This is a genomic window from Nocardia sp. CC201C (assembly GCF_030010695.1).
In the GTDB taxonomy this organism is placed as follows: Bacteria; Actinomycetota; Actinomycetes; order Mycobacteriales; family Mycobacteriaceae; genus Nocardia; species Nocardia otitidiscaviarum.
Window position 1 is genome coordinate 1 of record NZ_JASCXP010000171.1, and the last position, 14,407, is coordinate 14,407.

At 67.8% G+C, this 14,407-nt stretch carries 14 protein-coding genes; 5 read left to right on the plus strand and 9 right to left on the minus strand.

Going from position 1 to position 14,407, the window contains the following annotated elements; translation table 11 throughout:
• Both QK444_RS18780 and QK444_RS18785 read right to left on the minus strand, forming a co-directional pair.
• The coding region (locus tag QK444_RS18780; RefSeq protein ID WP_282782055.1) for a hypothetical protein at positions 1–353 on the minus strand (353 nt) is incomplete at its 3' end.
• 109 nt (positions 354–462) lie between these two features.
• The gene (locus tag QK444_RS18785; protein WP_143982131.1) at positions 463–1,233 is read right to left on the minus strand and encodes an SDR family oxidoreductase; all 771 of its coding nucleotides are present in this window, start codon (positions 1,231–1,233) and stop codon (positions 463–465) included.
• A gap of 122 nt (positions 1,234–1,355) precedes the next feature.
• Here QK444_RS18785 and QK444_RS18790 point away from each other — a divergent pair, with 122 nt between their 5' ends.
• Complete coding sequence (locus QK444_RS18790) at positions 1,356–1,964, plus strand: TetR/AcrR family transcriptional regulator (RefSeq protein ID WP_282782059.1); 609 nt, start codon at positions 1,356–1,358, stop codon at positions 1,962–1,964.
• Between the two features lie 3 nt (positions 1,965–1,967).
• On the opposite strand, the gene QK444_RS18795 is transcribed toward QK444_RS18790, so the two are convergent.
• Positions 1,968–2,777, minus strand: coding sequence for an SAM-dependent methyltransferase (locus tag QK444_RS18795; RefSeq protein ID WP_282782061.1), 810 nt, complete (start codon positions 2,775–2,777; stop codon positions 1,968–1,970).
• 95 nt (positions 2,778–2,872) lie between these two features.
• Here QK444_RS18795 and QK444_RS18800 point away from each other — a divergent pair, with 95 nt between their 5' ends.
• Positions 2,873–4,051, plus strand: a complete 1,179-nt coding sequence (locus QK444_RS18800) for a cytochrome P450 (protein WP_282782063.1) — start codon at positions 2,873–2,875, stop codon at positions 4,049–4,051.
• 127 nt (positions 4,052–4,178) lie between these two features.
• Positions 4,179–5,114 (plus strand): alpha/beta fold hydrolase, encoded by a 936-nt coding sequence (locus QK444_RS18805; protein WP_282782065.1) that lies wholly within the window; start codon positions 4,179–4,181, stop codon positions 5,112–5,114.
• 26 nt (positions 5,115–5,140) lie between these two features.
• Here the strand turns inward: QK444_RS18805 and QK444_RS18810 are convergent, their stop codons facing one another.
• The 4 genes from QK444_RS18810 to QK444_RS18825 form a co-directional block, all read right to left on the minus strand.
• On the minus strand, positions 5,141–6,724 hold the full coding sequence (locus tag QK444_RS18810) for an HNH endonuclease signature motif containing protein (protein ID WP_282782067.1): 1,584 nt from the start codon (positions 6,722–6,724) through the stop codon (positions 5,141–5,143).
• Positions 6,725–6,870: 146 nt separating this feature from the next.
• The gene (locus tag QK444_RS18815) at positions 6,871–7,788 is read right to left on the minus strand and encodes an HNH endonuclease (RefSeq protein ID WP_282782068.1); all 918 of its coding nucleotides are present in this window, start codon (positions 7,786–7,788) and stop codon (positions 6,871–6,873) included.
• A 93-nt stretch (positions 7,789–7,881) separates the two neighbouring features.
• Complete coding sequence (locus tag QK444_RS18820) at positions 7,882–8,547, minus strand: class II aldolase/adducin family protein (RefSeq protein ID WP_282782070.1); 666 nt, start codon at positions 8,545–8,547, stop codon at positions 7,882–7,884.
• A 204-nt stretch (positions 8,548–8,751) separates the two neighbouring features.
• Complete coding sequence (locus tag QK444_RS18825; RefSeq protein WP_282782072.1) at positions 8,752–9,813, minus strand: MBL fold metallo-hydrolase; 1,062 nt, start codon at positions 9,811–9,813, stop codon at positions 8,752–8,754.
• A 257-nt stretch (positions 9,814–10,070) separates the two neighbouring features.
• On the opposite strand from QK444_RS18825, the gene QK444_RS18830 reads away from it, so the two are divergent.
• A complete protein-coding gene (locus tag QK444_RS18830) occupies positions 10,071–10,283 on the plus strand; it encodes a cold-shock protein (protein WP_282782073.1) in 213 nt (70 codons plus the stop codon).
• On the opposite strand, the gene QK444_RS18835 is transcribed toward QK444_RS18830, so the two are convergent.
• Together QK444_RS18835 and QK444_RS18840 are read right to left on the minus strand one after the other, a co-directional pair.
• Positions 10,261–11,064, minus strand: a complete 804-nt coding sequence (locus tag QK444_RS18835; RefSeq protein ID WP_282782075.1) for a nucleotidyltransferase domain-containing protein — start codon at positions 11,062–11,064, stop codon at positions 10,261–10,263. The two genes, QK444_RS18830 and QK444_RS18835, sit on opposite strands and share 23 nt — an antisense overlap.
• A gap of 441 nt (positions 11,065–11,505) precedes the next feature.
• On the minus strand, positions 11,506–12,588 hold the full coding sequence (locus QK444_RS18840; protein WP_282782078.1) for an alkaline phosphatase family protein: 1,083 nt from the start codon (positions 12,586–12,588) through the stop codon (positions 11,506–11,508).
• A gap of 195 nt (positions 12,589–12,783) precedes the next feature.
• Between QK444_RS18840 and serA the strand changes: the two genes are divergently transcribed.
• Positions 12,784–14,382 carry a phosphoglycerate dehydrogenase gene (gene serA, locus QK444_RS18845; RefSeq protein ID WP_282782079.1) on the plus strand — a complete coding sequence of 533 codons (1,599 nt, stop codon included), beginning with the start codon at positions 12,784–12,786 and terminating at the stop codon, positions 14,380–14,382.
• Positions 14,383–14,407 lie beyond the last annotated feature (25 nt).

Genomic DNA, 14,407 nt, shown 5'->3' on the forward strand with positions numbered 1-14,407 from the left:
GGGAATGCGTGCCGGAACGGATTGCGGAAGGGGTCGTGACCGCGGTTCCAGTCGCCGTGATCGCAGTCGCGGTCCCAGCGGTCGTGATCGTGCCAGCGGTCGTGATCGTGCCAGCGGTCATGGTCGTGCCAGCGGCCGTGATCGTGTGGATTCCGGTTCTCCCACGGGTACCGGGGATCCCACGGATTACGGTCCTGCCAGTGCGGGCGGGAGACCTCGGTGACCTCGGGCTCGAGCGTGACCTCGGCCGCGGCCGGAACAGCAAGCGCGGTAAGGGGAATCGCGGTGATCGCACCGGCCACGGCCAAGCGGGCCAGCTTTCGTCGGGCGGAAGTGGATGACGTCGACCTCATGGTCAGACACTGTGCCGCACTTCGGCCCGAAACGGTATGGGGCTACCCCCATTTCGGAGAAGATCAGGGGCGGACTACGTCTCAGGTATGACCCGCCCCCGAGGGCCACTCAGTAGTGGGTGCCGCCGTCGATGCGGATCTCGGTGCCGGTGATGAACGCGCCGTCGTCGGAGGCCAGCATGGCGACCACGCCCGCGACGGTGTCGGGGGAGGCGAAGCCCTGGCCGATGCCGGGGATGAGCTTCATGAACAGGCTCAGGTCGGCGTCCTCGGGCAGGCCCGGTCCGCGGCCGTCGGTCATATCGCTGGAGATGGAGCCCGGTGCGACGGCCACCACGCGCAGCCCCTGCTTGCTGTACTCGGCGGCCAGCGCGTGGGTCATGGACATGATGCCGCCCTTGGACGCCGCGTACGCCGACATGTAGGGGTGTGCGAAGAACGTCGAGGTGGACGCGAAGTTCACGATCACCTTGTGATCGGAGGCCAGCAGCGTCGGCAGCGCCTCGCGGATCATGAGGAAGGTGCCGGTGAGGTTGGTGGTGATGATCCGGTTCCAGTCGGCGAGGGGCATCTCGTGGGTGTGCGCCGAGCGCAGGATGCCCGCGGCATTGACGAGAACGTCCAGCCCGCCCAGGGTGTCGACGGCCTTGGCGACGCCCGCGCGCACCGATTCCTCGTCGCCGATATCGACGGTGACGGTGGCGAGCCGGTCCGCGTGCCCGTGGTCGGCGGCTTGCTTGGCGGTCTCGGCGAGTCCGGCCTCGCTGATATCGGCGGCCACGACCTGCCCGCCCTCGCGCAGAATGCGGTGCACGGTGGCCCGGCCGATGCCGGAACCCGCGCCGGTGATCAGGACACGGCGGTCGGTGAAACGCTCCATTGCGGCAACTCCTCTATGATTCTTCGACCCCACCCGCTTGACACGGTACGCCGTACTGGCACAACGTGCCACTATGGCATCCGGTGATTAGGATGGACCTATTCGACCTGGAAGGACGCCCCGTGGCAGCACCCGACCGCCTGACCCTGGCCGAGCGCCGCAAGCAGGAAACCCGCCTGGAGATCGCCCGCACCGCGGCGCGGCTGTTCGCCGAACGCGGGACCGCGGAGGTCACCGCCGAGGAGATCGCCGCCGCCGCCGGGGTCGCCCTGCGGACCTTCTACCGCTACGCACGCACCAAAGAGGACGCCGTGGAACCCATGCTGGCCACCGGCGCGCAACGCTGGCTGGCCATCATCGCCTCCGGTCCGCGGCGACTACCCAAGCTGAACGAATTGCAGGCGGCGGCCGTGCGGTCCATGGCGCTCGAGGACGACGCGGATCTCGAACTCACCCGCGGCCTGCTGCGCGCCATGGACAACGATGCGGCACTGCGCGGCATCTGGCATCGCATCAATATGGAGAGCGAACGCGACCTGACCCGGGTGCTGACCGAGCTGGCGGGTCCCGACGTCGATCCGCTGCGGGTGCGCCTGCTCGCCGCCGCCGCGGCCGGGGCCATGCGCATCGCGCTGGAGGAATGGGCGCTCGACACCTCGCCGCAGGGCCGCGGCGCGAATCCGGCCTCCCTCGCCGTGCGCTGCATGCGGGCACTGGCGGGCGGCATCTGACACTCAGCCGATATGGGCGACCCCACCCAGCATGGACACGGCTTCGGCGCGCGGATGCGGCCGCCACTCCTCCGGACGCCAATTGGTCACCGAGGTGATGCCGGGGGCCACCAATTCCAGACCCGTGAAGAAGCGCGAGATCTCCTCGCGCGAGCGTAGGTAGAACGGCACCCGGCTGCGCTTGTTGGCCTCGAGGGTCGCGGGCCGATCCTCCGGAGCCAGGTAGTCGCCGGTGGCGTGGGAGATCACCAGGTAACTGCCGGGGGCGAGCGCCTCGCGCAGCTCCCGCACCAGGTTGTGGGGCTTTTCCTCATCGCCGATGAAATGCAGGATGGCGACCAGGATGAGCGCCACCGGCTGGCTCAGATCGATGGTGTCGAGCAGATCCGGGTGGGTGAGAATGCGCCGCGGCTCCCGGACGTCGGCCTCCAGGTAGGCGGTCTTGCCCTCGGGGGAGCTGTTGAGCAGTTCGTTGGCGTGCACCAGCACGATCGGGTCGTTGTCCACGTACACGATGCGCGATTCGGGCACGACGGTCTGCGCGATCTCGTGCACATTGCCCGCGGTGGGCAGGCCCGTGCCGATGTCCAGGAACTGTCGGATGCCCCGTTCGGCGAGGTGACCGACGGCGCGGCGCAGGAATTTCCGGTTCTCCAGCGCCGAGATCTGTACCGTCGGGAATGCCTCGGCCACCATCTCGGCGGACTCCCGATCGGCGGGATAATTGGCCGATCCGCCCAGCCAGTAGTCGTACCGGCGGGCCGGATGCGGCTTCGTCACGTCGATCCGGTCCGCTGCCGAGTCCGAGTTCATTACGCCCCCAATGCATCTCGACTAGTGTTCAGTTTCGTCGGCTCAATACGAACCGCTGGCGATCCTAGCGACGCTACGCCCCGGAAGGTCTACTCGTGCAGTTGCAGTACAGCCCCTACGATTTCGCGGTCCACAGTGATCCTTACCCGTACTATGCCGCCTTGCGCGAGCAGGCCCCCGCCTACCGCAACGAGGTGGACGATTTCTGGGCGCTGTCCCGGCACGCCGACGTGCTCGCCGCCCTGCGCGACTCCGACCGTTTCTCCAGCGTGAACGGTATTCGCATGGAGCCGGCCTTCTGGGGACCGCAGGCCGAACGGTTCTTCTCCTTCGTGGCCATGGACCCGCCCAAGCACACCCGGCTGCGCGGGTTGGTCACCAGCGCTTTCACTCAGCGGCGCGTGCAGGGGCTGGAGCCCCGGCTGCGGGAGATCACCCGCTCCCTGCTGACCCCGTTGGTGGAGGGCGGCTCCTTCGACCTCATGGCCGATTTCGCCGGGCCCTACCCGACCGAGGTGATCTCCGAACTCGTCGGCGTGCCGCAGTCCGACCGCGATATGGTGCGCAAGCTCGGTATGGAGATCATGTACACCGAGGAGGAGTCCACCGATCTGCGCCCCGAGGCCATGCAGGCCATCGGCGCGCTGGTCGCGTACTACACCGACCTCACCATCGAACGGGCCCGCCACCGCACCGACGACCTGCTCTCCGGCCTGCTGGACGCCGCCGACGGTGACGACCGGCTCACTCCGGAGGAGATCGTCGGCGTCCTGATCCTGTTGATCGGCGCGGGCATCGAGACCACCATGCTGACCCTCGGTAATATCTGGCACGCCGGCTGGCTGCACCCCGACCAGCGCCGCACCGCCCTGGCCGGCGGCATCGACGCCTGGATCGCCGAATCCATGCGCTGGGATCCGGCCACCCAGGTCCACCTACGCACCACCACGACCCCCGTGGACCTACACGGCGTGACCATCCCCGCCGACGCCCGCATCCTGCTCCTCACCGGCTCCGCCAACCGCGACCCGGCGGTCTTCCCCGCCGCGGACCACTTCGACCTGGGCCGTGACACCAGCGCCTCACTGGTCTTCGGCAGCGGCCGCCACCACTGCCTGGGCTCCAATCTCGCGGTCCTCGAACTGCGCACCGCACTCCAGGAATTCGCCGCCGCGATCACCGATTACGACATCGACGCCGAGAAGACGCGGCGGATCCACTCGTCGAACAACCGCGGCTTCGCATCTCTGCCCACGGTCGTCACACCCCGCTGACCGACACCCCGGGCACCTCCGCGTTTCGTACGCCGTCCGCTCTCGCGTCGCCATTAAGGTAACGACCGGTCGCTCAGCGACTTTTCGGCAACTGCACCGTTGGCGTCGATTCGCGGAGGTCTTCCCGTTGCGTCGGATCTGGCTCAGTGCCCTGCTGTCCCTCACCGCCTCGCTGGCCGTCCCAGGGACTGCGGCAGCGCACCCCGAGCAACTCCCCGTGCACTACTCCATCCCGATCCTGGTCGCCGATATGACCGGCGCGAAGGCCCCCTTCGACCCGCCCGGCGCAAACGACTGGACCTGCACCCCCACTCCCGAACACCCGGAACCGATCGTCCTGGTGCACGGCGTCCTCGGCAACGGCGCGGGCTGGCCCGCCATGTCCCCGCTCCTGCACAACCACGGCTTCTGCGTCTTCTCCGTCACCTACGGCAGGTACCCCGACCAGCCCGCCGCCCTCGCCGGAGTAGGCGGCCTGGCCCCGATCCCCGATTCCAGCAGGGAACTCCGCGATTTCGTCACCCGCGTCCGCGCCACCACCGGAGCCGACAGGGTCAACCTCCTCGCCTGGTCCGAAGGCACCCTGGTAGCCGCCCACTACCTGCTGTTCGAGGGCGGCTCCCAGGTGGTCGACCAGATCTTCAACCTCGCCCCCATCTACGCGGGCACCCACGCCGCCGACCCGGTGGTGAACACCGTCTACGGCCTGAATGCCCAGGACCCGGTCTTCGCCGCCCTCCGCCCCACCTGCCAAGGCTGCGTGGACATGCTCCCCATCTCGGATTTCATCATCGACCTCCAAGCCGCCGGGGTCTACGCCCCGGAAGTCCACTACACCAACCTCCTCACCCGAGCCGACACCGAGGTCATCCCATACACCAGCGGGTATCGGGAGGCACCCAACGCCACGAACATCGTGCTCCAGGACGTGTGCCCGGTGAACCTGGCGGGCCACAACGCCATCTCCGTCGACCCGACCGTGGCGGCGTTGATGCTGAACACCTTCGCACCCGGCACGGTGAGCGAGATTCCCTGTGCGCCAAGCCCGTACCCAGCCATGTGAGCCTCGGGCGGATGTCCGGGTTGAGGTCAGAACGGCGGGCGATCCGCATCCTCGTCGGTGTCGCCGAGGTCGCACAAGGCAGCCCCCACTCGGACTGGCTGGCCGTCGCGGCGGATGCACAGGCTGCGGCGGCCCGGTGGGACGTAGACGTGCAGTAGTTCGGTTAGTGCGTTGACCACTGGCCCGGGGTCCAACAGCGGTGGATCGGATTGTGGCTCAATCGGTTTCACCCGGGTCGCGGGCACCGGGAAGCGGGGGAACAGGAACTTCGCGCCCTCGGGGTGGGTGGTGATCACACCGCCGGTGGGTGCGCGCCATTCGATGCGCCGGTCTTGGTAGTGGGTGACGGTCCAGCCGTTCAGTCCGTGGTCGGCCAGGGTTTTCAAGCGGTGGTGGCGGCGGCAGTGGCAGGAGAGGTTGTGCTCCGTTGTGCGGCCACCGGAAGCGGGGGAACGGTGGTTGAAGGGCAGCTGGTGATCGAGGTCGGCGGCCGTGGCTGGTACCCCGCAGCCGGGGGCTCGGCAGCTACCGTCGCGGGCTCGCACCTGCGCGGCGAGGGTAGCGCTCGGGCGGTATCGCAACTCCCGTGGATCCGTTGAGGGCGCTGGGGGACAGGTGGTGTCGGTATCCTCGGTACTCTCCGGTGCCGTCGTGGTCGGCTCGGCCGAGTGTGCCGATGTGTCGAGTTCGCCTTCGGGGCCGGTGGTTTCGGTGATGACCTGGAAGCGGGCGTGGCGGGCGATCTGCCGGGCGAGGTCGGCGTCGATGGCTCCGAATCCGGCCAGGAGTCCAGGGTTGTCCTCCACCCCGAGCAGTGTGGCCGCGCTGACGCCGACCTGTACGAGTGCGCGCCGCGTGTTCGGAACGGGAGCGTTCGGGTCGCGGCGGGGACAGTCGGACAGGTCGCAGCCGCAGGTGAGTTGTCCGCTGCCGTCGGCGAGGGCGACCAGTGCGTCGGCGCGGCGCTGGTTCATGGTGCGCGGGTCCGCCGCGCAGCACTGGGTGATCGCCATCTCCCGCAGTCGTTCGAACAGGCTCCAGCCTCCGGCAACGGGGAGGACGCCGTCGAGTAGCGCGGTGCCGTCGTCGGCGGCGCGCACCGCGACGTACCGTTCCCGCTCGGCCTCCTGGCGGCGGCGGGTCTGTCCGGCCGGGTCGATCTCGAGCAGCTTCTTGCGGATCGTTTGCCGCAAGCGGGCGGGGTCGCAGCGTTCGGCCCGTGCGACGACCAGATCTTCCAGTTCGGTCACCGTTTCGTCCGGTGCGTTGACCAGCGTGTCGTGGATGGAGCGCGCCCGTGCCAGGTCGATGCGGCCCTCCGCGAAGGCGCGCCGGGTGCGCGGCAGTCGCGCCAATCCCATACCGAGGGCGATCAAGCCGTCGGCGGTGCGTTGCGAGACCCGCACCGCCACACCGATTTCGGTGGCCGCCGATTCCCCCGCGTACCGCGCCGCGACCCCGGCCTCGAGTTGCTGCGCGCGGCGCAGTCGATACAGCCGCGTCATCAGAGCGACTTCCTCGGCTTGGGCGGCGGCGATCTGCGTATGGACCGCTTGCAGTCGCTCCACCAACTCGTAGCTGGTGAGCTCGACCTCGGCGGTATCGCTCATGTGTTCGAATCTACCCGGCTACGTTGCGACACGAAACCCCAGCTCACGCGACATGCCGTAGCAATCGAACGAGGAACGGAGTGCTGTACCAGCGGGGCTGCACCGCCAATGAGTGTCGCTTCACCTCCGTTGGGAGTAGCGCTAGCTCAGCCGACGCCCGATATCTGACTTTCGGCCTCGCTGTCGCTGGAGAACTTGTCGAATCGCTCAGCGAGGCGATCGGAAGCGGGCCGCTCGCTGCGTTTCCTTGGAACGGTGATCCGGCGCTTGTGCATATCCTGCAGTCCGTGCTGGAGCATGGGTGGGCCATCGGTCTGCTCGAGGAGCGATTTGCATACGTGGATTGTGTAGTCCGGTGCGATCCCGAGATAGTTGGCGTCATACGCTGCGTGGTGCAACTTGCACAGCGCGAGGCCGTTATCCACAGTGGCGCTGCTGTGAGCTTCACCATCCGCGATGATATGGGCAGCATCGAGTAGTATTGGCTGCCCCAGAGCGCAAACGGCACAGCGGTATTCGTACGCCCGCAGAACTCGGGCTCGAAACTCTGGTTGATGCAGTCGCTGCGCGGTGATCCGCTCCGCGTACCGACGCTCAATCGGTGCCAGGTGCTCTGGGTCGGCCACCGCACGCAGGTTCGCATCCAATGCGATCAGAAAACGCCGGTTCTGCTTGTCGTCGGCAACGACCCATACCGGAAACACCGGGTGGAAGACTCCGTCGGCGATCTTACGTAGCAGAATCAGCGGCAGACCGAGCTCGTACGCGCGGCGGAGCTTTCGATTGTCGCCGTCGACACTTCCTTCCCGGTAGTCGTAAGCAAACAGCGAGTCGTCGACTTGTTCGTCGGCATAGGAGCTGTCCGGATCCGACAGGATCGAGAGCGTCGCTTCCAAGTAGCGCGGATTTCTGATGCCACGGTTCCGGTCGATCAACCGGTGGACCTCGCCGTCGACCGTGAAATCCCACAACTGCGACCGGGTCACGACACCCGTATCCGCAACCAGCCGATCGAGGTGGTGGAAGATCTCCTGTCTGAGGGCTTCTTCAGCGCTGCTTGCCATGGCGGCAGTTTGCCATGCGGCACCGACATGTTCGCTGCTTCAGGTTGGCACGCAGACATGTTCTGGCACAGTGTGATTGAGCATTGTGCTTCCTCACCTACGTTGTTCGAGCGCTATGGGTCTGCCATACCCCGTGCGCTGGATTACCTGCATGACCGCTGCCTGCTCCTCAGTGGTGAGCGCGCGGGGCGTGCCGATTATTGCCGCGTCGAGAAGCAGCGTGCAGGCCCACTCCAGGAGAAGGGCGTGTTCCACCGCGTCGTCGAGGGTCGCCGCGTGGGTGACGGCGCCGTGATTGGCGAGTAGAGCCGCCTGTTTGCCGGGGAGGGCTGCGCGGACGGCGTCGGCGAGTTCGGGAGTGCCGAACGGGTGGAAGGGGACTACCGGGGTGGGGCCGCCCAGCGGCAGTTGCTGGTAGTGGAGGACGGGGAGTTCGGGGAGGACCAGGCCGACGGCGGTGGATTTGGGGGCGTGGGTGTGGACGATCGCGCCGGCGTCGAAGTCGCGGTAGATGCCCAGGTGGAGGTGGAGTTCGGAGGTGGGGGCGAAGGCTCCGGAGACCACGGTGCCGTGCGGGTCGACGATGGTGATCTGGTCGGGGGTGATGTCGGCGAGGACGGTGCCGGTGGCGGTGATGGCGATGAGGTCGTCGACACGCATGCTCACATTGCCCGCGGTGCCGATCAGGAGTCCGGCTTCGGCGAGGCGGCGAGCGGCCGCGGCGACCTGGGTGCGGGCGTCGTGAGCGGGGGAGGACATGGCGTCAACGTACTGGGGAAGTGACCTTTTCGATGGTTCGGGGCGGTGTGGCCGACACGGAAATCAATCGCGCGGTAGGCCCACGGCGAATCCCAGTCCGATGATGATGACGGCGACGATGGAAATGGCGACGATACTCCACATAGCCGTGCAGGCTACGTGCTCGGCGGTCGGTATGTGACCGAATTGCTGTGCGGGGATGGATTATTTGAATGTCATTCGCGCGCAGGAAACATAGTCGTCGGGGTCGACCAGCATGCGGACTTCGGGGCGGGTGGCCTCCGGCAGTTTCGCCAGTTCCGCGTGCAGCGGAGTACGGAACGCCTCGCCGCGCGCGGTGATGAGCGGAAGCCAGTTGTCGTGGTGGTTCGGTACGAAGATCGTGGGGCGCAACGCCTCCACGTAGCTGCGGGGATCGCGCAGGCCGTTGGTGAACTGGTTGAAGCCCTGGATCGCGCCGATGTGCACGTCCGAGGCGGGCAGAGCGCGCAGGATCTCGAGCACCTCGGGCGCGCGGTCCAGCAGCGGGCCGGACGAATCGTGCCAGGTGAGCGTGAAATCGGCGGTGCGGAACTGGTACAGCAGGGTGCCGCCCTCCGGTGCGGAGAGATGGCGGACCAGGTGGGTGGCATCGGCCAGGGTCGGGCGGTGGGTGCGGATATCGCCGAGGCACGGGGCGGGGGAGACGCGGGCCGAGGAGTTCGGGCCACGGCGGGTGGGCGCGGAGTGCAGGTGACGCACGGCGGTCACCCCCAATCCGGGCAGCAGCGGGAAATCGTAGCGATCACCCGGCCCCGAGTCGGCGGAACCCAATTCCACACAGGCGAATTCGGCCTTGAACGCGACCTGCTTGCGAATGGCCGCGCAGTGTTCGGCCGTGCCGTACACCGTCGCACCGCTGGCCTGCGCGATCGGCCCGGCGTCGGCCGCGTGATCGAAATGCCCGTGGCCGATGAAGATGGCCTCGGGGCGCAGCGCCGCCAGCTGGGCCGGGGTGGTGGGAACGTAATGCGAGGTCAGTCCGCGCGGCACCCAGGCGTCGAGCAGGAAGACGGTGCCGCCCATGGCGATCGCGAATCCCGCGCAGCCGAACCAGGCCGCCAGCACCCGATCCGGGCTCACCTCGCCGGTGACGGGATCGACCGCCTCGCCGAAGAAATGCCGTCGCGCGGCAACGGTCTCGGCCGGAGTCGGGATGGGCAGGCTGGAATCGGTCAGCCCGGCGAATCGTCCCGCCAGCCTGTTCAGCAGTCGTTCTTTGCTCACCAACGGAAACTCCTTCGTGGCAGTCGCGACCCGTCTCTCGGTGTGCGCCGTTCGACGCACGGGGCCGGCGGTCACAGGCCCGGACAGGGTCGCGTCGGCCCCACCATTGTCGCCGCCGCGGTCGGCCGTGTCAGCGGGTCTTCTCGAAGTGGCACCCGGCTCACCGGTTGTTCGCCGCGAGGTCGCATGCCACGCTTAGGCGGGCGCGGTCGGGGCCGTGCCCTTCGAATCCCTGCGATGGTCGAGAAAGAACGGGAATGGCTCGCGGCACGGTGAAGTGGTTCGACAGCTTGAAGGGTTTCGGTTTCATCACCCCCGACGACAGCGGTCCGGACGTCTACGTCGAGTACACCGCCATCGACGGGGAGGGTTTCCGCTGGCTGGAGGAGGGCCAGCGGGTCGAGTTCGAATGGCGACGCGCCAAACCCGGCCCGGAGGCCACCCACGTCAGCGCAGCGCCTGACGCCTGAAGAACTCGGCGGTCAGAGCGTGCGCCCGGCTCCGGTCGTGGCCGCGCTCGCGGGTGAACGCGTCCGCCGCCCGGTCGAATTCGGCCGTGATGAAATCGCTGATGGGGGTCGGCACCGCTCCTGCTCCCATTTCTCGCGTCCGTGACTTCAACTCGGTCAATTCCTGTACCGCACCGGTGAGATCGGTGGGCAGTTCGCATTGTTCGAGCAATGTCGGCAAGTGCATGGGCGCGACCGCCGAATTCGGATGTTCGTGCAGCCATCGCAATGCCATCGCGGGGCGCAGCGAATAGAACACCTTCTTCAGCGAGCGATTCGAATCGAATAGCCGCCACTGCCGCCTACCCAGGTGCAGATAATGCATGGCGATCCGGTTCCGATCCGCCACCGCATGCGCCAATTCGCGGAGTTCGTCCCGGAATTCGGCATCGCCGCGATACACGATCGGCGACATCAGCCATTCGACGAGCACCGCATTGCCCGCCACCAGCAGGCGCAGCGCCTTGGCCAGCTCCCAGCCGTTCACGTCGAGCAGGCCGACCAGCGGCGTCTCGATGACATCGCGGCCGCGCCACGGCGTCAGGTAGTCGTCCAGATGCGCGACGTAGACGAACCGGCAGTCGTAGTCGGAGTCGGGCGACGGGAAACCCCATGCCCGGCTGCCGCTTTCGATGGCCAGGCGCACGCCGACCCGGTGGTCGCGCTCGATCCGGTCCAGTTCGCCGTCGATCGTGGCGACCACCGCGGGGTCCATGGAGGCGGGGATCGCGCGCAGGGTCATGGCCGGTGAGGCTAGTCCCGGGCGGTCGCGCGGTGCCACTGGTTTTCGGGGCTTGAAGACTTGTGTCGACTGTGTGTGATAGTTCCGTGATATGAATGACCGATAGGGACCATATGACTGCGCCCACACATTGTTACTTTTTGTTGCGCACATCACATAGTCGTAAACCTTGGTAACGGGTTCGAAAATCCGCCCGATATGCTCGGCGTCAGAAGTTCAATTGGGAATTCGCAAGGAGAGGTATCCCATGATCCCCGTTATTATCGACACCGGTTCCGCTGCCCTGAACGGTCTGCTCGCCACCGGCAGCGCCGCGCTGCACGGCATCCTGGACACCCTGTGGACCGGCTCGTTCGGCGGCTGAATCTGACGTCGAATTAGTCGACTTCGAAAGCCGACCTCGGGATCCGCCGCCCCGTGGTCGGCTTTTCGCGTTTCCGGCTATTTGTCGAACGATCCACTCGCGGAGCCGCTGGCCGAGCCGCTGCCCAGGATGCAGAGCGGATTGTTCACCATCGCGGCCTGCGCCGAGCCGGAGGACGAGCCGGTGATTCCGGAGTCGACCGGCGGCGTATCGGGCACCGGGGCGGACGGGTCGCCCGAACCGCCCGACAGCATGGACACGCCGTCCAGGTTCCCGGGCGCGGGGATGTCGAGCAGGTCCAGCACGGTCGGCGTGATGTCGGCCAGCGTGTAGCCGTTGTACTCGGCGCCGGCCGCGAAGCCCGCGCCGCGCGCGATGACGAAACTGGCCGTCTCGTACGCACTCTGCCCGCCGTGCCCGCCGTCCGGTGCGTGGCCGTGGTCGGTGGTGACCAGAATCGTCCACCGTTCGTCGGGATGCGCCGCGGCGCGGGCGTCCACCGCCGCCGTGATCTTGCCGACCAGGGTGTCCGCCCGGCCGATGGCGTCGCGGTACGCCTGCGGCCAGATGCCGCGCAGCGTATGGCCCACGATGTCCACCTGATCCAGGTGGGTGAACACCAGATCCGCGCCGTCCTCGACGGCGGAGACCACGTGCGCGGTCGCGTTCGCGTCGGCCGTCGTCTCGCAGATGCCCGCACCGGTCGGATCCATCTGCGTGACCTTCACCCGGTCGGCACTCGGGTCGCCGGTGCGCGCGATCATGCCGATCGTGTCCCAGGTTCCGATGGATGCCGTGGACAGGTGCGGCCGGGTCCGCTCCACCTGGGTGAACACCGTCGGGTACGACGCGAAAGGTGTTGGGTTGCAGGTGGACCCGTTGTCCTGGATGCCGTGTTTGGTATCCCACACGCCGGTCAGCGCGGTCGCCCAGGACACGCACGACATGGTGGTGTGCGGGGCGATGGAGGTGCGGGCGAGGGTGCCCTCGGCGGCCAGGCGGCCCAGATTCGGGGCGTTCGCGGCGCGCACCTCACTCCACAGCGTGCCGTCGATGCCGATGACGACGATCTTGTTCGCGGTCGGGGCGGCCGTGGCCGGAACCGCCGCGGCGAGGGGGAGGGCGGCCAGTGCGGCCGCCGCCAGCAATCTGCGAGACATGCGCGGCACCGTAGCCGCGTAGAGCGTCCGCCGCGCATTGAATCTGGACAATCGACCTAGAAAGTCCCGCTCAGTGGGAAGTCCCCGCTCGCCGTAGTGAAGGCACCCGCCTACCAGGCGGTAAGGCCACCCGAAATCGCGCCCATTAAGCTGGGCCGCGAAAATGCCGACCCCATTCCTCCAGGAGTACCCCCAGTGAGCCAAGCAGGCCGTCCTGTAGTTCTGATCGCCGACAAGCTCGCCCAGTCGACCGTCGACGTGCTCGGTGACGGCGTCGAGGTTCGCTGGGTCGACGGACCCAACCGGGCCGAGCTGCTCGCCGCCGTGCCCGAGGCCGACGCGCTGCTGGTGCGCTCCGCCACCACCGTCGACGCCGAGGTGCTCGAGGCCGGCAAGAAGCTGCAGATCGTCGCCCGCGCGGGCGTGGGCCTCGACAATGTCGACGTCCCGGCCGCCACCGAGCGCGGTGTCATGGTGGTCAACGCGCCGACCTCCAATATCCACACCGCCGCCGAGCACGCGGTCACCCTGCTGCTGGCCGCCGCCCGCCAGATCCCGGCCGCCGACGCCACCCTGCGTGAGCACACCTGGCAGCGCAGCAAGTTCAACGGTGTCGAGATTCTCGGCAAGACCGTCGGCGTCATCGGCCTGGGTCGGATCGGGCAGCTGTTCGCGCAGCGCCTCGCGGCCTTCGAGACCAAGATCATCGCGTACGACCCCTACACCTCCCCGGCCCGGGCCGCGCAGCTCGGCATCGAACTTGTGAGCCTGGACGAGGTGCTCGAGCGCGCCGACTTCATCTCCATCCACCTGCCCAAGACGCCCGAGACCAAGGGCATGCTCAATGCCGAGACGATCGCCAAGACCAAGAAGGGCGTCATCATCGTCAACGCCGCTCGCGGCGGTCTGATCGACGAGCAGGCCCTGGCCGACGCCATCACCTCCGGCCACGTGCGCGCCGCCGGTATCGACGTGTTCGAGACCGAGCCGTGCACCGACAGCCCGCTGTTCAACCTGCCGCAGGTCGTCGTGACCCCGCACCTGGGCGCTTCCACCGCCGAGGCGCAGGACCGCGCCGGCACCGATGTCGCCAAGTCCGTGCAGCTCGCCCTCGCCGGTGAGTTCGTGCCCGGCGCGGTCAATGTCACCGGCGGCTCGGTCACCGACGACGTCGCCCCGTGGCTGGAGATCGTGCGCAAGCAGGGCGCGCTGCTCGGTGCGCTCGCCGATGAGCTTCCGGTCAGCCTGGAGGTTCAGGTGCGCGGCGAACTGGCCGCCAACGACGTTGCGGTGCTGGAGCTCTCGGCCCTGCGCGGGGTGTTCTCGGCGCTCATCGAAGACGCGGTCACCTTCGTCAACGCGCCGTCGCTGGCCAAGGACCGCGGCCTGGAGGCCTCGGTCACCACTCACACCGAGAGCCCGACCCACCGCAGCCTGGTCGACCTGCGCGCCGTCTTCGGCGACGGTCGCACCCTGAATGTGGCGGGCACGCTGACCGAGCCGCAGCAGGTGCAGAAGATCGTCAATATCAACGGCCGCAACTACGACATGCGCGCCGAGGGCCTCAACCTGGCCGTCCTCAACTACGAGGACCGTCCGGGCCAGCTGGGCCGCCTGGCCGGCAAGCTGGGTGAGGCCGGGATCGACATCCTCGCCGCGCAGCTCACCCAGGACCTCGACAAGGAGGGCGCGACCGTCGTGCTGCGCGTCAACCAGGAGGTTCCGGCCGAGGTGCAGGCGTCCATCGCCGAAGCCGTCGGCGCGGCCAAGGTCGCGCAGGTCGACCTGAGCTGAGTTCCCGGGCGGCCGAGACGCCCGA